Source organism: Brevibacillus sp. AF8 (assembly GCF_021270385.1).
GTDB lineage: Bacteria > Bacillota > Bacilli > Brevibacillales > Brevibacillaceae > Brevibacillus.
Genome location: NZ_JAGQDN010000017.1, coordinates 93,100 through 113,644, shown reverse-complemented (window position 1 = coordinate 113,644; position 20,545 = coordinate 93,100). Strand labels below are relative to the sequence as shown.

The window sequence follows — 20,545 nt, the reverse complement described above, 5'->3', positions numbered from 1 at the left end:
CCTCATTAGAAAAGATTCATACTCAAATACCGCTCCCCTGTGTCAGGCGCAATACACACGACCCGCTTACCCACTCCCAACCTTTTGGCAATCGTGATGGCAGCAAAGACCGAGGCACCCGATGAAGGGCCGACGAGAATCCCTTCCAGGGCTGCCAGCTGCCTCATGCTTTGTAGGGCGTCTTCGTCCGCGATTTGAATAATTTCATTATAAATGCTTGTATTGAGGATTTGTGGAACAAAACCAGGGCTCGTGCCGACCAGTTTATGTGGACCAGGCTTGCCGCCAGACAGAACCGGGGAGCCTTTTGGTTCGACGACAGCGATATACAGCTCCGGGAGCTTTTCGCGCAACGCTTCGCCTGTTCCGGTAATCGTTCCTCCCGTCCCAGCTGTGGCGACAAAAGCATCCAGTCGACCATTCATTTGCGCAAAAATTTCCTTAGCTGTCGTCATTCGATGAATGTCAGGGTTCGCCTGATTTTCGAATTGCTGGGGAATAAAGCTGCGCGGAATCTCTTTTTGCAGCTCTTGCGCTTTGGCAATCGCCCCTGGCATCCTCAGCTCGCTCGGAGTCAAGACAACCTCTGCCCCATACGCTTTCAATAGATTGATCCGTTCCTTCGACATATTGTCAGGCATGACCAAAATCGCGCGATAGCCTTTTGCTGCGGCATTCATCGCCAAGCCGATCCCAGTATTTCCGCTCGTCGGCTCTATGATCGTATCCCCCGGTTGGATCAGCCCCGCTTGCTCAGCCGTCAAAATCAGATTGTAGGCAGCGCGGTCCTTCACACTCCCGGACGGATTGAATTTCTCCAGCTTCACAAAAACTTCCGCTGCTCCTTCAGGAACCATGCGCCTCAGTTGAACAATCGGCGTGTTTCCAATCAATTCGGTAATGTTCTGGTAGACGCTCATCGTATTCCTCCTGGAAAATATGCCTTCATGTCATTATCCCTTAGTAATACTATAAGAATAATACAATTTTTCCGACCTGAAAACGATAAGGGTGCTTAAATGAGAAAAAGCTCTCGAAGGAGAGCCTTATTCCTGTCTAAAAACCATACTTTGCTTTTGTCTGATTCAGTACATTCACCGCTTGTTGATACAGACCGTTCGCGGTTTCTTTCACTTTTGCTTGTCCGCTTTTGTCTACCGAGCCTTGGCGCTGCTTCGCCTGCGCGATTGAATCAGTCGCCGTCTTGATAGCCGCGAGGACTGCTTTTTCCCGTTTCTCGGCATCCGGTACGCTCGCTTTGATTTCCGCCCAAATCGTTTGGATGTCCTTCATGTCGGTCTCCATGATGGCGATCATTTCCTGCATGTTTTTGTTTTTATCCTGGATCGAGCCATCCATCGTGTTCATCCCATCGACCAACACCTTCATACTGCCCAGCGTTCCTTGCATGACCTCGAATTCCATCTTGCTCAAGCCTGGCTGCGTCGAATAGGTACGAATCTCTTCCAACAGTCTTTGTAGCTCCGCTATTTGATCGTTTGAAAACTGCGCTTCATCCGTAAATTGCAGCTCGTCCAAATACTTTGCCGTTTCAATCAGATCAGCTTCCAGCTTTCCTGTCTGTTCTACTTTTTTGGCGAAATCGACACGCTCTTTTTCTTTGGCTCTTTGTTCTGCTACTTCCTTCTTTTTTACTTCCGCTTCCTCGTTGATGCGCTTGGTTAATGACGCCAATTTGCTTTCGTACGCGCTTTTGTTTGTGGCAACAAGACTCGTCTGTTCCTTATTTTCTTCCATAAGCAGGCCGTTAAATTGGAGCTCGTCACCGTTCACTGTGCCGATGATATCCTGACCAGTTGCCGGATTTTTGAGTGTTAGCTGTTCCCCATCCAGCGTTCCCTCCAGCAAGATCGACTCGGTTTTCAGAAAGGGGATGCTGTCTTCCGTTTCGACGATGGAATCTGCTATTTCTACGTTTACTTTCTCGTTATTTACCGTGACACTCGTGTATAGCATGCGTGTATCGTCTTCGTACAAATACCCTTCCGCCAGTGTCACAGGACCAAGGAAACGATAGCCCGCGTATCCCAGCAATGCGACGATGACCAGAGCCATTACGATCATGATGCTTTTGTTTTTTCCCTTCATGCTGCTGCGACCCCTTTACCCACAAATTCTATTACGTTTGACCTGTTTTCCTGCCAAAACGTGCCATAGTTTTATGATACATGAATCGCGGGGGAAAACCCTATGAGTCTAAAGGCCAAAACAAGATTAATAGAACGTATTACCAAAATCGTGACTGAAATCGAGTGTTTGACCTTCTTCGATTGTAATCGTGGAGAGTTCATATTTTAAATGTAATAGACTAATCCTTACAAATGAATCCCAATTTCTGATGTAAGGTTTCAATATACTTGTGAAATATTCATCAATAGGCTCATTAATATTGCGAGTGGTTTGTGCTGATACGACCAAGATGTGATATTCTCCAGCCGGTAAGTTACCAACCTCGTAATTTCCATATCCATTTGCTTTTGCAGCAAATAATCCCACGTTTTTTTTTGGTACTGTACCTATTGCAAATATACTCTCTTCATCATCAGTGAGCGTATTCTTATCATAACCTTTAGAAATGAGTAGAATCCTTGCATTCACATCCGGCTTCGTCCCAACAAAATCGTTATACTGCCAAGTAATCGTACCCTTGAGCGATCCCTTTTGGGTAGGAATTGCTGGTTGTGCTACTTGTCCTACGACATTATTTTGTTGGCCTACTGTTTCAACCGGATAAGCTGCCGGCATCGCCACGTCCGTTGTACTTTTCCCCTCCGACGATACAGCTACAGCATTTGACTGCTGATTTGTGCCCGCTTCCTGACCTGTAGACACTGGATTTACGGGTGCAGGCTGATTCGTTTCCTTTTTTGCTACGGGTCTCGATCCTAGCAGATCATCAAGGTTTTTCCCAGATAAATAGAAAATAGCACCGCTAGCAATTCCGAGGATGATGGCAATTACCAATAAAAAAGTAAGGAGTTCTTTGAAAAATCCGGGCTTCTTCGCTGCTTTTGCTGTTTTGGCCTCTGCCATGGTACCCCTCCGTCTGTCTCTCTATCATGATATGTGAAGATTTTTCCAATCAATATTTTACCAATAGATAGAATCTAGGTCTAGGCTCCTATGACTCGCACTGCATAGGTAACAGAAAAAAGCCGATGTCTCCCAAACATCGGCTTCTATCACCTTCATTCCGTTATACCTCAACCATTTCACGCTCGGACGGATAATACATGCCTGCAGCACCGAGCACGCCTGCTTCCGCTCCAATTGTAGTCAACTGGATGCTCGCCTGATTTGCCATCCGAGAGATAGAGCGCTCGCGAATGACGTTCTTCGCTTCTGCAAGCAGTAGCTGTCCGTTCTTCATCACACCGCCACCAATGACAATCACCTGCGGATTGAACAGATGGATCAGATTCGTCAGTCCGACCCCGAGATAATAACCTGCTTCCTTCATCAAGGTCATGCTGAGCAAGTCACCTCGTACCGCTGCCTCTCCGACCTCTCTAGCCGTTATCCTGCTCAGGTCATTCCCATTTTCAACAAGCAATGAGCTTGTAACACCCTGTAGAAGCTGTTCCCTGGCTCTACTTGCCAAAGCCAGCCCAGACGTGTAATTTTCCAGGCACCCTCTATTCCCGCACGCGCACAGCGGTCCTTCTGGATCAAGCGAAATATGCCCGAACTCCCCGGCACTGTCGCCAACACCTGTAACCAGCCGTCCTCCACTAATAATGCCGGCACCAACACCCGTACTGACCGTTACATAGATCAAGTCTTTCGTGCCTCGTGCACTTCCAAACGCCCATTCTGCTACCGCTGCTGCATTGGCATCATTGATCAATTGCACGGTTACGCCAAACCGCTCCTGAAGCATCGCGCCGATCGGCACATCGCTCCAGTTTAGATTGCTCGCAAAAATGACCATTTGACGCTGCGTATCAATAATTCCGGCAGTTGCAATCCCGATCCCGCGAATGCGTGAGAGATTGATGCCACTCTCGTCTAGTACCGTCTGCACCAAATCACCGATACGGCAGATGACTGCCTGTGCTGCCTCTTCTGTTGGGGTCGCTGCGTTCGCCTGACTGAGGATGTTGCCATGCTGGTCGACGATCGCGGCCATGATCTTTGTACCACCCAGATCAATCCCGATGGCATATGGTTTGTCTTGATTCATCTTCCGCTTCACATCCTTGTTGTCCATTCACGATTGAAAAATGGCTTCCAACGCTTGAGACGTATGCGAGATCAATTGCTCAGGGAACTGGCTGTAAGGTGAGATTTCCGGGATGATGTAGCCGTCGTACCCGATTTCACGCAATGCTTCCACCACGCGGTTCCATGGAATATCGCCAGCGAGCAGTGGGACGAAACCTGTGATGTTGCCTGTCGTCGTCTTGAAATCTTTGACGTGAATTGCTTGGATTCTCTTGCCCAAAATGCGAATCCATTGCTCAGGAAAACCGAATTGCAGCACGTTGCCTACGTCAAAGTAAGCGCCTACCCAAGGACTGTCTACTTCATCGATCAAGCGGGCCATCTCCAGCGGACTGAGCAAAAATTTGTTCCACACGTTTTCTATCCCGATGTATACCTGATGCTGCTCCGCCTTTTTCGCCAAGCGCTGCAATGCTTCACGCGCCCGCTCGTAGGCCGAATCGTACGACACCTCAGCTGTTACGAGACCTGGGACCACGAGGACGGTCCGTGAGCCAAAAATGCTTGCCGCCTCTATCATTTTCTCGACAACACGAATACCTTGCTCGCGAATCGTTTCCTCATTGTGTGTCAACGGATATTTCCATAAAAGGGCCGTAGAGACGCTTGGCAGCTCCAATCCGAGCTCACGAGCCTCGTCTGCCAGCCCCTTTATTTCCTGTTCTGTCATCTCTAAATGAAAAGGAGCCTCTCCCTCGTCCAAATTCAATTCTATCCCTTGATAGCCATGTGCTTTCGCCTGGCGAAACATTTCTTGTACGCTCGTTTCCTTTGGGAAGCACCAAGCATTGATTCCCTTTTGAAAAGCCATTCGCCTCACTCCCCTTTTCTCAAAATGGTGACCGGCTTTCCTTCTTGTGCCGATTGATTCGCTGCCAACGTTACTTCTAGCGTCTTTCTCGCTGATTCATACGGCGACAGAATCAAGCTGCGATCCCCTGTCAAAATCGCTGTGATAAACGCCTGATCTTGCTCCACGTACATATCCACTGCGCTCGCTTTTGTACGTGTTCCCTGCTCATCCATGATCGCTAATTGCTTTCCGTCAATCATGACACGGAAATCTTTGCCCAAAATTTCTACATTGGTACGGTGATCCGGTTGGATGAAGCACGTATCCAAATGTCCTAGCGCCCCTGACTGAAACACCATACTGATGGAAGTCACGTCTGGAATATCGATGTTTGGAATGTCGCGCGAGACGAGCAAGGCCATCTGCGCATAGACCTTCTCGATATCTCCAGCCAAATACCGCATCATGTCCAGCGTATGTGTCGCCTGCTCGACAAGCTGTCCACCTGACTTGCCCATTTCCCTCCACCAAGTTGTCGTGACGAACTTGGTCAAATAATGGCCGCGGACAAGAGCAATCGACTTGCCTTCCAAGTACGCTTTCGCTTCCTGCACGATATCGAGATAGCGCAGGCAATAGCCAGTCGCGGTGATAATCCCTGCCTTTTCAATCGCTGCTTGCTTTTCGTTCACTTTCTGTATATCCAGCCCAATTGGCTTTTCCACAAACAGATGAATCCCTTTCGCCGCCGCTGTTTCCTCAATCTCTTCATGCGCAAAAGGTGGGACGCATACAAACAAAGCATCCAGCTTTTCTGCCTCTACCAGCTCACGCCAAGAGGTGTAGCCATGCACACCAATGCGCTCAGCAGTCTCTGCTACCGTCTCTTGGTTCACGTCGCACACTGCAACGACCTTTACCCTCTCGTCCGTCAACAAGCCTTTTAGATGATGCTGTCCGATTCCACCTACGCCGATCATGCCTACACGTACACTCATGCGTTCCTCACCGTCCTACCGTAATACGACTGGTTGCTTCTGTTCAGCGGATTGATAAGCGGCGAGTGCTACTTCCACAGCTCGCAAGCCGTCTTCACCCGTAATCGACGGCGCTTTCTTTTCACGCACGCTGGTGACGAAATCCTTGACCAATTGACTGTCCATGTCATCGCCCCAGTTGACCCACTTCAAACCTTTTTCATTGGAATAGACATCCAGCTTTTGAGAAAAAGCATCGAGTGAAATCGTTCCTTCTGTCCCGATAATTTCCATTGTCACATCTCCCCAAGTTGGGAAGGCCTTGTTCCGAGACCAGCTGCAATCGAGTGTGGCAAATACCCCATTCTCAAATTCCATGGTCAAAATGCCGCAATCATCAATCGGCGTATCGGAAAACTTGCTGTCTACCTCGGCATAAACCTCACGCACTTCAGAGTCCATGAACCAGCGCATCAAATCAACAACGTGAACCGTGTGATCGATCACTGCTCCTCCGCCCGATTTTTCCGGATCGACGAACCAACCACCCGGATTTTGTCCACGGTTCGTACCCCGGATCGCCATGATACGTCCGACCTTGCCTTGCTCCACCAATTGCTTTGCACGAACAACAGCCGGATGGAATCGCACTGGGAATGCCGTCTGCAAGATGACACCCTGTTCGCGGCAAAAGTCGATCATCTCTTGAGCAGCCTCGGCTGTTGTCGCCAGCGGTTTTTCGCACAGGATGTGCTTGCCTGCCTTCGCTGCCGCTAACGTATGCTCTTGGTGCTTGGCGTTTTCCGAAGTGACGATGACCGCATCGATATCCGTTGCGAGCAACTCATGATAATCAGCGAAAAACGGAACGCCAAACTTCTCAGCCGCCGCCTTTCCACGCACTTCATCCTCATCTGCTACCCCGACCAATTGAACTCCATCTAATTTCGCAACCGCATTTGCATAGCTGTATGCATGCATATGTGCAACACTGATGATTCCGAGTTTCATGTCCAGTCCCCTCCTACACCAAAGTTACGGGTTTGCCCGTTTCGATTGACACAAGCGCAGCACGAGCGATTTCTACCGCTTTAACGGCGTCTTCTGCCGTCACGAGTGGCTCCAGATCACGGTCGATGCATTCGATGAAATGCTTCAGTTCTCTGAAATACGGGTTTTCACGCAACGGACTCTCCGGAACTGCGACTCCGCTCATGCCTGCTTGCTTCGAGCGATTAACCGCCACTAGCGGTTTTTCCTTCGAGCTGTCGTAGGCAATGATGCCTTCCTTGCCTGCCAGCTCCATTTTCATCGCGAAGCCTTCATGTGCCCACGAGCCTTCCACATGTGCAATCATGCCGTTCTTGAAGCGAAGCGTGACAAGTGCGTAATCCATCCGGGCAAAACCTCGACCAAGCAAGCCTTTCGCGTACACACGCTCCACATCCCCGAAGCACCAGCGCAAAAAGTCAAAATCGTGAATGATCATATCTAAAACAAGACTGCCACTGTTTTTGTAGTCGGCGTACCAATCGTTCCACGCTGTCGGGAAGATACCGCCACGGAACGTACGTGCCACACCAACGTTGCCAATCGCGCCGTCATTAACCAGCTGACGGGACTTTTCATACTCCGGGAAGAAGCGCAGGACGTGACCGACGAACAGCTTGACGTTTTTCTCCCGGCAATAATCAACGATAAAACGAGCCTCTTCCTTATCACGTGCCAACGGCTTTTCGCAAATGACATGCTTGCCTGCATCCGCAGCCTTTTTCACATAGGTTTTATGGAGATACGTAGGCAAACACACGTCTACGATATCTACCTGCGCCAGTTTTTCTAGTGCCTCTTCATAGCTCTCAAACCATTCCGTTTTTGTCTCGGCTGCCAGCTCTTTTCCTCTCTCGCTGCGGATATCGACGATCCCAACCAGCTTGACGTTTTCCATGGCAGCATACGATTTCGCGTGAACAGTCCCCATGGTTCCTGCTCCGATTACCAGAACATGATGCATAATGGTTTCACTCCTTTTTTCAAAAAATGACTATTTGGACCCAGTTAGGGTAATTCCCTCGACAAAATGCTTCTGCATGAAAATAAAGACGATGATCATCGGCCAAATGGCAAGAACGGAGCCCGCCATCAAAATCGGGTAGTTCGTCAAATTGGTGTGCTCGCCCGTCAAGTACGCCAAACCAGCGGAGAGCGGCATTTTATCCGGCGTGCTGTTGACAATCAACGGCCACATCAGGTCATTCCAAGACCACAATGCTACGAAAATGGCGAGTGCGATCAAGCCGGGCTTCGCCAGCGGCAGCATAATTCTCCAATAAATCTGAAAATGGTTGCAACCATCGAGCTTCGCCGCTTCTTCCAGTTCTTTTGGCAGCGACATGAAAAATTGGCGCAGAAGAAACGTACCAAATGCACTGAACAATCCCGGTACAATCAATGCTGTCAACGTATTCAGCCAGCCAAGCTCTTTCATGATCATAAATTGCGGGAGCAGAAACACCTGACCTGGCACCATCAAGACGGTCAAGAACAGGATGAACAAGGCGTTTCGCCCTGGAAATTCAATTCGCGCGAATGCGTAAGCTGCAAGCGAGCAAAGGAATACTTGTCCGACTACCTTGGCTACTGTTGTAATCACCGTATTCCAATAAAAGTCCAAGAACGGCAGCATCTCAAAAATATGGGTGTAATTTTCCCATTGGTACTTGGTCGGCAAAATGACCGGCGGCACCTGTGTAGATTCGCCGAGTGACTTGAGCGAAGTGAGAACCATCCAGACGAATGGCGCAATCATCACGAGAGCACCTGCAATCAACAGCAGATGAATCAACAATTTCTTGGTTGTTTTATTCCGACTCGTATAAACACTCATTCCATATCCCTCCCGTCTGTTCAGCTTTGTTTAATCATAGTGAACCCATTTTTTCTGCAACTTCATTTGAATAGCAGTGACGATCAGAATCATCACCAGAAGCACGACGGCAACTGCGGCCGCATAGCCACCGTTCCCTGATTCAAATCCATTGGTAAAGAACAAGTACGCCATCGTCTGTGTTTGCTCTGTTGCCGGATTGCCCATTTTGCTTCCGAGCATCAAATAAATCAGGTCAAATACTTGAAAAGCCCCAATCAAGGAAGTGATACTGACGAAAAAGATCGAAGGAGTCAACAGCGGCAACGTAATCTTAAAAAACATACGAACTGGTCCCGCGCCATCAATTTCTGCCGCTTCGTAATAGCTTCTCGGGATGCCTTGCAGTCCGGCCAGAAAAATCACCATGTTGTATCCGATGGAGCTCCAAACGGCAACGATAATCACCGCATACAGTGCAATGGCGGGATCAGATATCCAGCGTGGTCCCTCAATGCCTATCATGCTCAGTAAATAATTGATCAGACCGTAATCAGCGTTGTACAACCATCTCCACACCATCGCCACCGCTGCCGCCATCGTCACAACGGGCAGGAAGTACAGGGTGCGATAAATCGTAATCCCCTTAATTTTCTGATTAAGCAGCACAGCGATAAAAATGGAGATAGCGATACCCACTGGAACTGCGATTACTGTATAAATCAGCGTGTTTTTCAGTGCAATCCACAAGTAAGGGTCCTTTAACAACAACTCGTAATTATGTAAGCCAGCCCACTTGTACTTTCCGAATCCTCCCCATTTGGTAAAGCTCAAATAAATGGTTTGTACAATCGGCCATAAGTAGAAAACACCCAACCCGATCAGTGTGGGAGCAATCATGAGATACGCCCAGAACCAATCACTTCTCTTCATGCGATTCAACGATTTTTTCGTTTTTGGCTGGACGGCGGCGTGCATTTCAGGCTGCAACTGGCTGCTCATCGCATTCATTCCCTCCTTACAGAAGCTTTTCGAAAAAGGATGGCCTCGCCTCGTCCATGATGCGAAGCCATCCATCGTGGACCTTTTATTCTTGGCTAAGCATTTCGTTCATTTTTTGCGCCAGCTCTTTGGATGCATCCTCTACGCTCATTTGTCCAGCCCAAGCCTTCGTCATGAGCTCTGTTTCCAGCTTGGCCCATTTTGCTGTGTCCTTTGAGATCGGATATGGTTTCGCCATTGCTGCCTGATCAATAAAAATTTTCAGTTGAAAGTTCGGCATGGATTGTACCCAAGTATCCTGTGTTCCGTTAAATGCCGGAATCGCAGCACCCGATTTGGCCAGGATTTCTGCCGCTTCTTTCGAGCCCAAGAATTTTACGAATTCCCATGCTTCCTTCGGATGTTTGGTATTAGCCGAAATCACGTTGCCCAAGCCATGAATGACGCTTGTGTTCTCTTTTCCTTTTGGAAGATACGTCACGTCCACTTTGTCCTTTGTATACTCATTTTTATGAAAAGCGGATGCCATCCATGATCCGTTGTACATCATCGCGATCTTGCCTGATTCAAACAGCTGTGTTGCCTCTGTTTCGGACAATTGCGCTGCTGTTGGCGATGCTTTTTCGTTGATCAGGTCTGTCCAAAACTTGAGGCCTTCAATCGTTTCAGGTTTGTCATAGCCGGACGTTTTCTTGTCTTCCGAAATGATATAGCCACCATTTTGATAGATCGTGTTATAGAAGCCGTCCTGTCCATAAGGAGGTGCTGCAATTCCCCAAACGCCTTTTTTCTCATCAGTCAGTTGCTTTGCTACTTCCTTTAGCTTGTTCCAATCCCAGGTTTCGTCTGGATACGGTACTTTTGCGTCGTCAAATAGCTTCTTGTTGTACCAAAGGCCAATGGTGTCGAAATCTTTCGGTAGCGCGTAGTTTTGTCCATCATAGGTGTAGAGATCAACGAGAGCTTTCGGATAATTGTTCAGATCGATGCCATCTGCCTTGATTTGATCAGTAATCGGCAAGAGCATGTCATTATCTGCGTATTTAATGATACGTGGACCATTAATCCAAAAAATGTCCGGCAAGGTGCCACCCGTTGCGGCTGCCTCCATCTTTGTCCAGTATTGCTTGTTCGGCGTTAGCTCGATCTTGATGTCAACGTTCGGGTTCTTTTCGTTAAACTTTTTCGCCATTTCCTCCATCGCAGGCATCTGGTTTTTGTCCCACAGCGCATATGTGAGCGTTACCTTTTCGCCTGAAGCAGCACTGTCAGTTGTTCCAGCTGGTGCGGAGCTCTGCCCGCCACCTGAACATCCTGCCACTGCTACCAAGAGAGCAGCCATTGCAATCGATACCAACTTCTTCATCAGAAATCCCTCCTCGATTTACGTTCTCCTCTTTTACCCCCAAAATATGGCCAAACGCAACACGCTTCCCTTTTCGACTCGCCCCCTTTCAACGATTTTTGATGGTGAAACTTTCTTTTTCCAATGACCAAATAAAGTATATAAAAAGATGTTACAAGCTGAAGTGAAAAACATCTTGTAACAAAACAGCAGCAGCAGCCTTGACCTCGAAATCAGCCCCCAACACAGTTGGACGGAATTCCAGTCCTTCGACCATCGTCCCCATCGCTTGGGCCATCACTTGTTTTTGGATGCGCTCAAACAATACTTGGTTGTCCCGGATCATTTCTCCACCCAGAATGATCAGGCTCGGATTGAACAAATTCACCAAATTCACAATGCCGATCGATAAATACGAAGCGATTTCGTCGACGATGTCTTGGCATACTTGATCCCCTTGATGCAGTGCTTGGCGGAAGACATCAAATGTGATTCTTGTCATATCTCCCTCAGCCAAATCCATGACGAGCGTTTCTTTTCCCCGTGTAACAGCGGACAGCAAGCCTGAATAAATGGCCGGCCACGCCACGTAGTTTTCCAAACAGCCGACGTTGCCGCAGTCACAGCGCATCCCACTTCGATCGACTGTCGTATGCCCGAATTCGCCTGCTCCACCTCGGCTTCCACGGAAGATGGAACCGTTTACAACGAGTCCCGAACCAACCCCTTCTCCTACGGTAACAAACAGAAGATTGTCGGCATTTAGTCCACCACCGAAGTTTTTTTCCGCCAGGGCAATTGCATTGGCATCGTTGTCGAGCCACGTCTTTAGCCCAAAACGGTCTTCTGCCATGTCCTTTAACGGAACATCATGCAAGCGCAACTTGGAATTGAAGCGGATAACCCCACTAGCTGCATCAACAATCCCTGGTGCGATGATGGAAATGCCCAGACAACGGCTGACATCATCCACCGATTGGAGAAAGTCCTGGATCGAATCCAGTACATACTGGATGATCAGGTCACTCACCAGCCCAGCTTTTACGGGATAAATTTTCTTTTGCTTTGTAGCCGCTTCCAAATTCATTTCGGCTATCGTAATCGCTGTATTCGTAATAGATACGCCAATCAAAAACTTCCCGTCTGGACAGAAGCGAACCATAATCGGCTTACGGCCACCCTTTGACTCACCTGTTCCATCTTCTGCAACCATGCCGTCACGGATCAGCTCATTGACTGCCGAGGTGACTGTAGTTGGACTAATGCCCTGCTTTTTGGCGATATCACTTCGCGAGATGGGCCCAAACTGGCGTATGGTATCGAGTATAATAAAGCGATTGAGCTCTTGGATTAGTTTCAAATCTCCAGTTCTGCGCATCGTATTCGTTCATCCTTTATTTTTCCAATGACTTTATAAAGTGATCATACTGAAATTTGTATTTTGTGTCAATTTCGTTTTTTCTCAGATTTCGATCAACTTTTATTTACCAAAACTTGTATGAGGTGACCGAATGATATCCCTGATCAGCTTTTTCTCCCTGTACTTGCTGTTCTCCAAAAGCTACGATTCTTCTGAAGCTTCGGCTACTCCAGTCCTATCCGCTTCACCTATTCATGCCTACTCCTTTTCGCAAAAAACGTTGCATCGCTTCGAAAATTTAGGATTGACGCGGCAGGACGAGGTATTAACGCTAACCTATGTTCCAGAAGAGCATATCGCTTTAGGCGCCTATCTCACCTTGGATTCCAATAGTTCTGGAGATTTTATAGGAGGCTACGAAGAAACGAGCACCATTTCACTAAAGAATGGAACAGCCAAGTTCGGTTACAACGGCCCATTAGCCACTCTCATCTGGAAAAACGGCGCCACCCACTATGAACTAACGTACCATTTTTATTATGAGGAAGATGTGATAGCCAGGCTGGTGGAGATTGCCAATACCTATAAAGAAACGAACCTCCCTTAATTCGTTGGAAAGGGAGGTTCTTCTTGCTTTCTTCCTTATTCTGTGGACCCGTACGTATAAAACTCACCCGTCAACGCATCTATTTTTGCATCGAATAGCCTAGGTATCGTATAAACGAGAGAAGCTTTGCCTTCCTCTTGCAAGCTATACTGTAGCTGCAATGGATATTTCTTGAGCAATGCGGCTGCCGCTTCTTCTTGGGAGATTGCCTTCTTCGGATCAGCCATAACTCCATCGACCTTTTCATTGAGATCGATCCCCATGACTTTCCCGTTGCTGCCGTTGATCGAGATATGCGTCAGCCCATCCTCAACAGGAATCTCTTGCTCTTGCCTCACAAAAAAGAAGTCGTATTGATTTGTACTTTCATCATATTCTCCGGGCTGAAGTAGCAGCAACTCGCCTGTACCAGCTGGAGTGATCTCTGCTAATTAATTTATGGCCAATTGCAAAGCCTGCTCTTGCGTCAATTTTTTGGTAGCGGTCTTTGACACACTTGTATCGATGACATGATAGCTCACAATTGACCCTGTCTTCGGTTCGATTAGCATGCTCCCAATCCATCCGTCGTCTGTTCTCCACGAATAATTAGTACGTCCCTCCCATTTCCTTGTTTTCCAGAAATATTGAATAATCACGGGTGTTTCACCAGTTAAATCTTCAAAAAAGACATTCCCTTTTGCAAAATCATAACCCGTACGCTGAGTCAAATACGCTTGTGCTTCTTCACGGGATTGTGCTACGGGCTGGCTGGCACCCTTTGGTTTCACATTCACTTTGCTATGATAAGGCATATTCAAGCTGTCTTTGCCGGACACGGCATCCAACTTACCGGAAAAAGCAGGAACATAGAGGAGCTTGTATGTTTTTCCGTCTTTATCGAGGGAATACCGTAATTTCATATAGGTAGACAGCTGTTTCACGGCTTTCTCTTTGGATAGGATCTGATCCAGGTTCGCAAAGGAGATTTTTTCGATATTCATGCCAAGAGATTTTCCTGTGATTTCCCCTTCATGATCAACTTGTATCTGAACGATGTCGTCTGTGAAAGGAACTCCGTTGACCATACGTACAAACTGAATGGTATTTGTTTGACCATCGAAAACTTTCGCAACCCCATCCCCATCAAACTGGTATCCTGCCATGTCTTCACCGTACAACTTTGTCATAAACGACACGGCTATTTCTTTCGATTTGTCGATCGGGTAAAGCGTTTGGCTCTTTTGGTTATATAGCTCGTGTTTGCCAAACTCAAGCAGGTCACCAGTATTTTTGTCGAGCACTAAGGTAACGAATTCTGCATTGTTTTCTTTTGACTTGTAGTTGTTCACGAGCAGATAAGGAGTGTCTTTCACTACTACTTCTCTAACAGGATAATCTTTCAAATAAGGGATGAGACTAGCTGCTTTCTTTACCCCTTTTTCTACCAGATTATTTATTTCAGGAGTCATTTGCTCTACTTTTATTTTTTCCAGCGTATTCTCCCTTGCCAGTGCACCACTAGAAGATGACATCGCAATACTTGCAGCCATCAGGAGGAACACAGCGTGCGTAACTTTTTTCATCATTTCTCTTCCTCTCGTCTGTCCATATTTGTTTTCTCGCACTCATTATTCGAACCTGAATCTGTTTTGTTTCATTTTCCTAAAAAAAAGTAACATATACATACATTCCTCAGAATGCTCCCCCTTTGCTTTTCATAAGTCTCTAACAGCCTTATGGCTTGGCTTTTTTTGTGTGTATGTTAAAATTTACAAAAAAAGGAATGGGGCGTTAGTATGAGTCAGCAGCCCTTTTGGTTTAAAGCGACCGTGACGGTTGTTGTTGTCATTGGGATTCTAGCACTACTGACAGGTGTCGCTTTCATTCAGCTATTAGCAATGGTAGGCTTAGTCGCTATCTGTGCCTCGAAAGGCGTATTGGAATGGAAAAAGAACAGAGACTGGGCTGTCATTATTTTTGGACTGGTTGCCTTACAAATCGTTATTTTTATCAAGTCATTGTATGACTTTTTCACATGAGTCACTTTTTTTCAGTATAGGTGGAAAATATTTCTTGATTACTATTATGAACATTAATATAATAATAGTGAATTTGGAATTTTAAGGAGGGGCTTCTATGAATACGGCAATTGCGATTCTTACTTTTATTGGAGATCTTATTCCATTAGTCCTCCAACTGTTAAAAGCCTTTGCTTAATTTCCAAACGAACAATTAGGGGCTGTTCCTCCGTCATTTTCATGACTGGAGGGACAGCCCCTTCCCTATTTATTGGGTATCTGTATTTCCTTCTGTTTCTTCCGTCATCTGCTCATCTACATAACCCTCGACTCCTTCAACTGCCGCTTGCTGTTGAACTTGCCAGAGAGCCGCTACATTTGGTGGCTCCCACCCTACGAGAGAAGTGTGTGGTTGCAGACATTTGTATATCTTGCCTTGATAGCTGACCAAGTCACCAGCTACGTAGTTTACATTTGGCGCCCATGCAGGAGTTCCCGGATTCGCAGAATCTGTCACACCTACGACCTCAATGCTCTTCTGTGAAGAATTACCTGCTGCATCCTTCGCTACCACAGAGAAGGTATAAGAGTTGTTAGGCGTGAGTCCTGTGACAGTTGCACTCGTAGTCGTTACATCCGTAGCTAATGCTGTCCCATTGTAAACCTCGTAATTCGTCACCGCGATATTGTCCGTAGAAGCAGCCCAGCTCAAGCTGATACTCGTACTTGTTTTCCCTGTAATGACTAGATTGGTAGGTGTGCTTGGAGGTTGATTGTCTGGTTGAGTCGTATCCGTAGTAACCGTTACCTCATTGCTTGCTGCTGAGGAATTACCTGCTGCATCTTTCGCCTTCACTGTGAATTGGTACGTAGTGCCGGGTGTAAGCCCGCTAATTGTCGTATTTGTACCGGTTACCGTTTTCGCAAGCTGATTGCCATTGTATACCTCATAGCCCGTAACCCCTACATTGTCGGTAGCAGCTCCCCAAGTCAGGCTCACACTTGTCGCTGTTATTGCCGTCGATTGGAGAGTAGCTGGTGCTGTCGGTGGTACGTTGTCGACCGGAGCTGTCCCGCCCAGAAGATCGCCATTCACTTTGTCTAGCAGAACCTTGTTACGGTCTCCACTAAATTCCCAGAACATTGCGCCTGCCAATCCTTTGGATGTAATATAAGAAGTTTTGTGCCCGATTGAAGTCACATCGTCATAGCTGATATATGTTTTCGAAGCCGGGTTGAAGAGATATGGCACTTTTGCAGCGTCATTCCAGTGGCGTGTGAAGCCATTTTTGTTCACATAATTATTTTGGATATCCGTGAAGTCAAGCATACCAGGTTCCCACGTTCCTGTTGAAGGCCCTGTGCAATTTTGATATTCCCCATTGTTAGCCGTTCCGCAACCCGACCAGCCCCTTCCGTAAAACGGAAGTCCGAGAACAAGCTTGCTGGCAGGTACACCGTCACGAAGATGGCCCTCTACAGCTGTTTGGACATTAAAGGTTTGAGCATTTGGCAAACCTGCTGCTCCTGCTGCCGGATCATAGGCCAACGGAGCGTTATGCCCAGTTTGCTTTTGGAAGGCTCCATAGAAGTCGTAGGTCATAATATTGATCCAATCCACAACCCGGGCAATATTTCCAAGCTCTGTATTTGCTGCATAACTAGGGCTGGCACCAGAGGCAATCGTCAAATAGTACTGTTTGCCATCCGTTACCTCAGCCGCATCGAGTTTGTCTCTGACAGCCTGTAGTAAGAGTGTGTAATTTTGCTTATCTTCTGGACGTTTGCTGTTTCCAGGCAAGCCTCCTTCAACTGGGTACTCCCAATCGAGATCGACCCCATCCATCTGATATTTCCGAATAAAATCTACCGAGGACTGAGCAAATACTTGGCGTGCAGCCGGATCTGCTGCTACATCAGAGAAGCGATTGGACCACGTCCAGCCCCCGATTGATATCAATGTCTTTAATTGAGGGTTTTTTTGCTTTAATTTTGCCAATTGATTCAGATTTCCGCGGATCGGCTGATCCCACGTATCTCCGGGAAAGGATTTTTGCACATCAATCCATGGATCTCCGAGGACAACTGTACCATTCGGGGCATTAATATTGCCTACTTCATCCTGGCAAGCCCAAGTCTGTGGATTGGGCCCCGTTGGATCTGGGTTGCCGTGTCTGCCATTCCAGCAAATATCCGCAAATGCGTAGTTAATATGCGTTACTTTATTGGGATCGATATCCGTTACATTGTAGTTTCGTCCATAAGCTCCCCATGAGGGATAGTAGCCAATAATTTTGTAATTAGATACCGCTGTCGCCTCCGCTTGATTTTCCTCTGCTTGCGCCACCTGTGCCGCCATGGGCAACACGGAGGTGACCAGCAGAGCACCTGCCATTAGCACATTCCTAACACATTTCCCGAATTTCATAGTATCCCTCTCGATCTTCATGGATTTTGTTACAAATCCATCTTATTACGACTTATATCACGATATGCTAATACATTTACATAAATGGTAATAAAAGGGTTACCAAACACACACGAACACAAAAAACCCTCCCTTCCGACCAAAGGAAGAAAGGGGGGCTGATTAGACTGGATGCTTTTCTAATGAGTAAAAACATTGCTCTACACATCATAGATGTTCGTGCCCTTGTATCAAGCAAGGACACTTATACTTTTTTCTCTTATGTTAAGCAACTGGCAACTGCTGAGCGTTTCTGCGTCTCTTTCCTCCCTAACCATCTAAAAAATAAATTTCTTTTACAGTTACATTTTTCCATATTTCTCGTATTCCATAATGAAACTACCTTTAAAGGAAATGGGAGGAAATATGAAAATCAGAAACATTGCCATTTTGAGTCTATTAACTTTAGCAGTTACTTTAACACCAACAGCTTTCGCGGCGGAGGCAAGTAATTCGAGTCAGCCCAGTAAAATGAACGAGACAAGCTTTTTGTTAGAAGCCCCCATCCATGATACTTATGTCATTTCCTCTGATTTTGGCTTGCAAATTGATCCTGAAACCAAGGAATCAAAAGGTCATAACGGATTAGACTATGCAACCGCTAAAGGTACAGCTATCTTTGCAGCAAATGATGGTATCGTTCTTTTCGCTGGTAGCAATCAAGGCTATGGAGAAACTATCATCATCAAGCACAATTCCGAATTCAGTACTCTCTATGGTCACATTCTCTTTGGTTCATTTCTTGTGAAGCCCGGAGATACCGTAAAGAAAGGTCAAAAAATAGCAGAAGTAGGCTCGTCCGAAACAGGAGATATGCTGCATTTTTCTGTTATGAAACAAAAAACTCTAGTTAATCCTACTGATTATTTACCACAAAATAACCAATGAGGATTCCAGTCACCTTCCGTAAGGATTGGTGGCTTTTTTAATTTCCACACAATATCGATCATGTTAAGACTAGCATTCCTATCCGGGATCACTATCCACATATAGGAGATGATTTACACCGTTGCTAATATCTAAAGTTTTCTTAGCGTTGCTCCTTTTCTTGTGGGTCGGTGCATTTAAGTATTCACACTTTTGTAACAAATCCCTCCATACATCCAGAGGAAAACAATTGATAGCAAAGAAATTCATATTGAATTGGAAAAAAATTACAATTAAGGAGTTGTTTTTATGAAGCGAGCTTTGTCTTGCCTATCTGCTTCATTACTTTTAGCTAGTATGTTGGCTACACCATCGTATGCTGAATCAAATAAGACGACTGCCACCTCTCCATCTTCAAAGTCAAATCAGTCAATTCAAGCAAAAGCAATAGATCCACATCTATTGAATGGGTTTCGGGTGAAAGAAACTAACAGTGCAACTGTATATTTGGTCATGGATGGTAAAAAAAGAGGCATTGTTAGTGCCGAAGTTTACTTTAAATTGTTTAATAGTTGGGATGGTATTAGGGAATACTCGTCTCTTAGCAGTATTCCCGATGGGCAAGTCATTGGTGAAAATGCTCAACTGATAAAGTTCCAAAACAGTGCAACTGTCTATCTCTTAGATGAAGAAAATGGAAGAGTTGTTAAGCGCGGCATCACAAGCGCATCTGTTTTTAACAAATACAATTTTGATTGGAGTAAAATTATTGTACTTGCGGACTCTCTAAAGAATGCATTTCCCGACGGTTCCCTACTTGACAAATAAATTTACATTTTAGCAAAGTGTGAAAATAGACACACCTCTTACATGGGTTAAGAGGTGTGTTGACGTTTTTACGTATCTCAACGGCAATTTTGTCATGATCTCATCGATTGACCTTTTTGTTAATCTCTTATATTCCATGTAAGATAATCAAAGGATTACTAAAAACGCAAATAATTTGGAGGGTACGAGTTGAAGGTCAAACGAATCGTCGCCAATATAGACACCCAGGATATCGCCGCAGCTACATGCTTTTATCAGGACGTGCTCGGACTAAATTTATTGATGGATCATGGTTGGATTGCAACTTACGGAACTGCCGAAGAAATGAACGTTCAAATTAGGTCGAATTGAGCATTGTCATAAGTCTTGTATCCTACGGCAATAATGTTCATTAAAAGGTTTTTGGGAGAAAATAAAGCAATGCTAATAAACATTTTGCTTGGCTTCGTATTTCCTTGGATTTTTGGAATTTGGTTGTATTTACAATCACCTAAAATTGTTCTCACGATTGGTCCATTTGCATCAGTCTTGTCGTACATCGTGAATGTCTGGGGGATTTATAACCATTACTGGATATTGACACCTGTTTTAGAGGTCAAGACCGCTTCTGTGCTGCCAATGAACCTCGGCATATTCCCCGTGATTGCCTGCTTTACTTACTATCTCATTCTCCGAACCAGAATCCATCCATATTTCTGGATCCTATTTTTTTCTGTTGCCCAAACTATTTTAGAATCCATCGCCTATTATTTTGGCAAAGTACAATATTTTAATGGTTGGAATATTGGAGGAACCTTTTTATCCTATTTGATCCCCGCCATAATCACATACATGTACTTCGTTCTTTTGAAAGCCAAAGGAGTATTGGAAAAGCATGATCCCGATTTTAAATAATACGAACCAGCGTTCCTATCGATCCAAAGGATCATCTGATAAATTCGTATAATCCCCTTTCAATTTCTAGATACTAAAAACAATGAAAGGAGGTAGTTCAGTTTGACTCAAACAAATGACGATCCCAAACCTAAATCTGATTGTCCACCAGATTGTAACTTACCCGATCCACAATTCCCGCCACCGGGGGCATTCCCTCATCCACCTGCCCCTTGGCCACCACACAGTCTGGATCCACACCCACCAACTCCTGTACCACTCCCTCCACTCCATCCTGATCCCCCACCGATACCA

The 20,545-nt window shown here is 46.1% G+C and carries 21 protein-coding genes and 1 pseudogene; 6 read left to right on the top strand and 16 right to left on the bottom strand.

Annotation, left to right across the window (positions count from 1 at the left end; translation table 11 throughout):
* Nucleotides 1-5: 5 nt before the first annotated feature.
* The 12 genes from cysK to KB186_RS20440 form a co-directional block, all read right to left on the bottom strand.
* A complete protein-coding gene (gene cysK, locus KB186_RS20495; RefSeq protein ID WP_173608576.1) occupies nucleotides 6-920 on the bottom strand; it encodes a cysteine synthase A in 915 nt (304 codons plus the stop codon).
* Nucleotides 921-1,056: 136 nt separating this feature from the next.
* Nucleotides 1,057-2,109: a hypothetical protein gene (locus tag KB186_RS20490; protein WP_173608577.1), complete on the bottom strand. Its 1,053-nt coding sequence runs from the start codon at nucleotides 2,107-2,109 to the stop codon at nucleotides 1,057-1,059.
* 126 nt (nucleotides 2,110-2,235) lie between these two features.
* Nucleotides 2,236-3,054: a hypothetical protein gene (locus tag KB186_RS20485; protein WP_173608578.1), complete on the bottom strand. Its 819-nt coding sequence runs from the start codon at nucleotides 3,052-3,054 to the stop codon at nucleotides 2,236-2,238.
* Between the two features lie 163 nt (nucleotides 3,055-3,217).
* The gene (locus KB186_RS20480; protein WP_173608579.1) at nucleotides 3,218-4,204 is read right to left on the bottom strand and encodes an ROK family protein; all 987 of its coding nucleotides are present in this window, start codon (nucleotides 4,202-4,204) and stop codon (nucleotides 3,218-3,220) included.
* A gap of 27 nt (nucleotides 4,205-4,231) precedes the next feature.
* Nucleotides 4,232-5,056 (bottom strand): sugar phosphate isomerase/epimerase family protein, encoded by an 825-nt coding sequence (locus KB186_RS20475; RefSeq protein WP_232774266.1) that lies wholly within the window; start codon nucleotides 5,054-5,056, stop codon nucleotides 4,232-4,234.
* Between the two features lie 5 nt (nucleotides 5,057-5,061).
* Nucleotides 5,062-6,036, bottom strand: coding sequence for a Gfo/Idh/MocA family protein (locus KB186_RS20470; RefSeq protein WP_232774265.1), 975 nt, complete (start codon nucleotides 6,034-6,036; stop codon nucleotides 5,062-5,064).
* A gap of 15 nt (nucleotides 6,037-6,051) precedes the next feature.
* Nucleotides 6,052-7,026: a Gfo/Idh/MocA family protein gene (locus KB186_RS20465; protein WP_232774264.1), complete on the bottom strand. Its 975-nt coding sequence runs from the start codon at nucleotides 7,024-7,026 to the stop codon at nucleotides 6,052-6,054.
* Nucleotides 7,027-7,039: 13 nt separating this feature from the next.
* Nucleotides 7,040-8,029: a Gfo/Idh/MocA family protein gene (locus KB186_RS20460; RefSeq protein ID WP_173608583.1), complete on the bottom strand. Its 990-nt coding sequence runs from the start codon at nucleotides 8,027-8,029 to the stop codon at nucleotides 7,040-7,042.
* A 30-nt stretch (nucleotides 8,030-8,059) separates the two neighbouring features.
* Nucleotides 8,060-8,902: a carbohydrate ABC transporter permease gene (locus KB186_RS20455; protein WP_173608584.1), complete on the bottom strand. Its 843-nt coding sequence runs from the start codon at nucleotides 8,900-8,902 to the stop codon at nucleotides 8,060-8,062.
* 30 nt (nucleotides 8,903-8,932) lie between these two features.
* Nucleotides 8,933-9,892: a carbohydrate ABC transporter permease gene (locus KB186_RS20450; RefSeq protein WP_173608585.1), complete on the bottom strand. Its 960-nt coding sequence runs from the start codon at nucleotides 9,890-9,892 to the stop codon at nucleotides 8,933-8,935.
* A gap of 76 nt (nucleotides 9,893-9,968) precedes the next feature.
* A complete protein-coding gene (locus KB186_RS20445) occupies nucleotides 9,969-11,249 on the bottom strand; it encodes an ABC transporter substrate-binding protein (protein ID WP_221867760.1) in 1,281 nt (426 codons plus the stop codon).
* Nucleotides 11,250-11,400: 151 nt separating this feature from the next.
* On the bottom strand, nucleotides 11,401-12,606 hold the full coding sequence (locus KB186_RS20440; protein WP_173608587.1) for an ROK family transcriptional regulator: 1,206 nt from the start codon (nucleotides 12,604-12,606) through the stop codon (nucleotides 11,401-11,403).
* A gap of 133 nt (nucleotides 12,607-12,739) precedes the next feature.
* On the opposite strand from KB186_RS20440, the gene KB186_RS20435 reads away from it, so the two are divergent.
* Nucleotides 12,740-13,195, top strand: coding sequence for a hypothetical protein (locus KB186_RS20435; protein ID WP_173608588.1), 456 nt, complete (start codon nucleotides 12,740-12,742; stop codon nucleotides 13,193-13,195).
* 35 nt (nucleotides 13,196-13,230) lie between these two features.
* On the opposite strand, the gene KB186_RS20430 is transcribed toward KB186_RS20435, so the two are convergent.
* Together KB186_RS20430 and KB186_RS20425 are read right to left on the bottom strand one after the other, a co-directional pair.
* Nucleotides 13,231-13,593 carry a PepSY domain-containing protein gene (locus tag KB186_RS20430; RefSeq protein ID WP_232774263.1) on the bottom strand — a complete coding sequence of 121 codons (363 nt, stop codon included), beginning with the start codon at nucleotides 13,591-13,593 and terminating at the stop codon, nucleotides 13,231-13,233.
* 33 nt (nucleotides 13,594-13,626) lie between these two features.
* Nucleotides 13,627-14,763 carry a DUF4901 domain-containing protein gene (locus KB186_RS20425; protein WP_232774262.1) on the bottom strand — a complete coding sequence of 379 codons (1,137 nt, stop codon included), beginning with the start codon at nucleotides 14,761-14,763 and terminating at the stop codon, nucleotides 13,627-13,629.
* Between the two features lie 210 nt (nucleotides 14,764-14,973).
* Between KB186_RS20425 and KB186_RS20420 the strand changes: the two genes are divergently transcribed.
* A complete protein-coding gene (locus KB186_RS20420; RefSeq protein WP_232774261.1) occupies nucleotides 14,974-15,216 on the top strand; it encodes a hypothetical protein in 243 nt (80 codons plus the stop codon).
* Between the two features lie 247 nt (nucleotides 15,217-15,463).
* Here KB186_RS20420 and KB186_RS20415 read toward each other — a convergent pair whose 3' ends face one another.
* Nucleotides 15,464-17,644: a glycosyl hydrolase family 18 protein gene (locus KB186_RS20415; protein WP_232774260.1), complete on the bottom strand. Its 2,181-nt coding sequence runs from the start codon at nucleotides 17,642-17,644 to the stop codon at nucleotides 15,464-15,466.
* A 384-nt stretch (nucleotides 17,645-18,028) separates the two neighbouring features.
* Here KB186_RS20415 and KB186_RS20410 point away from each other — a divergent pair, with 384 nt between their 5' ends.
* The 4 genes and pseudogenes from KB186_RS20410 (at nucleotide 18,029) to KB186_RS20395 (ending at nucleotide 20,251) form a co-directional block, all read left to right on the top strand.
* The gene (locus KB186_RS20410; protein WP_232774259.1) at nucleotides 18,029-18,550 is read left to right on the top strand and encodes a M23 family metallopeptidase; all 522 of its coding nucleotides are present in this window, start codon (nucleotides 18,029-18,031) and stop codon (nucleotides 18,548-18,550) included.
* A gap of 288 nt (nucleotides 18,551-18,838) precedes the next feature.
* Nucleotides 18,839-19,357 carry a hypothetical protein gene (locus KB186_RS20405; RefSeq protein WP_232774258.1) on the top strand — a complete coding sequence of 173 codons (519 nt, stop codon included), beginning with the start codon at nucleotides 18,839-18,841 and terminating at the stop codon, nucleotides 19,355-19,357.
* A gap of 189 nt (nucleotides 19,358-19,546) precedes the next feature.
* Nucleotides 19,547-19,696 (top strand): annotated as a pseudogene (locus KB186_RS20400) (VOC family protein); the annotation flags it as partial.
* An 81-nt stretch (nucleotides 19,697-19,777) separates the two neighbouring features.
* Entirely contained in the window at nucleotides 19,778-20,251 is a 474-nt protein-coding gene (locus KB186_RS20395) for a hypothetical protein (RefSeq protein ID WP_173608595.1), read from the top strand.
* Between the two features lie 130 nt (nucleotides 20,252-20,381).
* Here the strand turns inward: KB186_RS20395 and KB186_RS20390 are convergent, their stop codons facing one another.
* The gene (locus KB186_RS20390; protein ID WP_229087990.1) at nucleotides 20,382-20,537 is read right to left on the bottom strand and encodes a hypothetical protein; all 156 of its coding nucleotides are present in this window, start codon (nucleotides 20,535-20,537) and stop codon (nucleotides 20,382-20,384) included.
* Between the last annotated feature and the right edge of the window lie 8 nt (nucleotides 20,538-20,545).

Bases quoted from the DNA above. Each gene is read 5' to 3' on its own strand.
- cysK (WP_173608576.1), bottom strand. From the start codon at position 920: ATGAGCGTCTACCAGAACATTACCGAATTGATTGGAAACACGCCGATT.
- KB186_RS20490 (WP_173608577.1), bottom strand. From the start codon at position 2,109: ATGAAGGGAAAAAACAAAAGCATCATGATCGTAATGGCTCTGGTCATC.
- KB186_RS20485 (WP_173608578.1), bottom strand. From the start codon at position 3,054: ATGGCAGAGGCCAAAACAGCAAAAGCAGCGAAGAAGCCCGGATTTTTC.
- KB186_RS20480 (WP_173608579.1), bottom strand. From the start codon at position 4,204: ATGAATCAAGACAAACCATATGCCATCGGGATTGATCTGGGTGGTACA.
- KB186_RS20475 (WP_232774266.1), bottom strand. From the start codon at position 5,056: ATGGCTTTTCAAAAGGGAATCAATGCTTGGTGCTTCCCAAAGGAAACG.
- KB186_RS20470 (WP_232774265.1), bottom strand. From the start codon at position 6,036: ATGAGTGTACGTGTAGGCATGATCGGCGTAGGTGGAATCGGACAGCAT.
- KB186_RS20465 (WP_232774264.1), bottom strand. From the start codon at position 7,026: ATGAAACTCGGAATCATCAGTGTTGCACATATGCATGCATACAGCTAT.
- KB186_RS20460 (WP_173608583.1), bottom strand. From the start codon at position 8,029: ATGCATCATGTTCTGGTAATCGGAGCAGGAACCATGGGGACTGTTCAC.
- KB186_RS20455 (WP_173608584.1), bottom strand. From the start codon at position 8,902: ATGAGTGTTTATACGAGTCGGAATAAAACAACCAAGAAATTGTTGATT.
- KB186_RS20450 (WP_173608585.1), bottom strand. From the start codon at position 9,892: ATGAATGCGATGAGCAGCCAGTTGCAGCCTGAAATGCACGCCGCCGTC.
- KB186_RS20445 (WP_221867760.1), bottom strand. From the start codon at position 11,249: ATGAAGAAGTTGGTATCGATTGCAATGGCTGCTCTCTTGGTAGCAGTG.
- KB186_RS20440 (WP_173608587.1), bottom strand. From the start codon at position 12,606: ATGCGCAGAACTGGAGATTTGAAACTAATCCAAGAGCTCAATCGCTTT.
- KB186_RS20435 (WP_173608588.1), top strand. From the start codon at position 12,740: ATGATATCCCTGATCAGCTTTTTCTCCCTGTACTTGCTGTTCTCCAAA.
- KB186_RS20425 (WP_232774262.1), bottom strand. From the start codon at position 14,763: ATGATGAAAAAAGTTACGCACGCTGTGTTCCTCCTGATGGCTGCAAGT.
- KB186_RS20420 (WP_232774261.1), top strand. From the start codon at position 14,974: ATGAGTCAGCAGCCCTTTTGGTTTAAAGCGACCGTGACGGTTGTTGTT.
- KB186_RS20415 (WP_232774260.1), bottom strand. From the start codon at position 17,644: ATGAAGATCGAGAGGGATACTATGAAATTCGGGAAATGTGTTAGGAAT.
- KB186_RS20410 (WP_232774259.1), top strand. From the start codon at position 18,029: ATGAAAATCAGAAACATTGCCATTTTGAGTCTATTAACTTTAGCAGTT.
- KB186_RS20405 (WP_232774258.1), top strand. From the start codon at position 18,839: ATGAAGCGAGCTTTGTCTTGCCTATCTGCTTCATTACTTTTAGCTAGT.
- KB186_RS20395 (WP_173608595.1), top strand. From the start codon at position 19,778: ATGCTAATAAACATTTTGCTTGGCTTCGTATTTCCTTGGATTTTTGGA.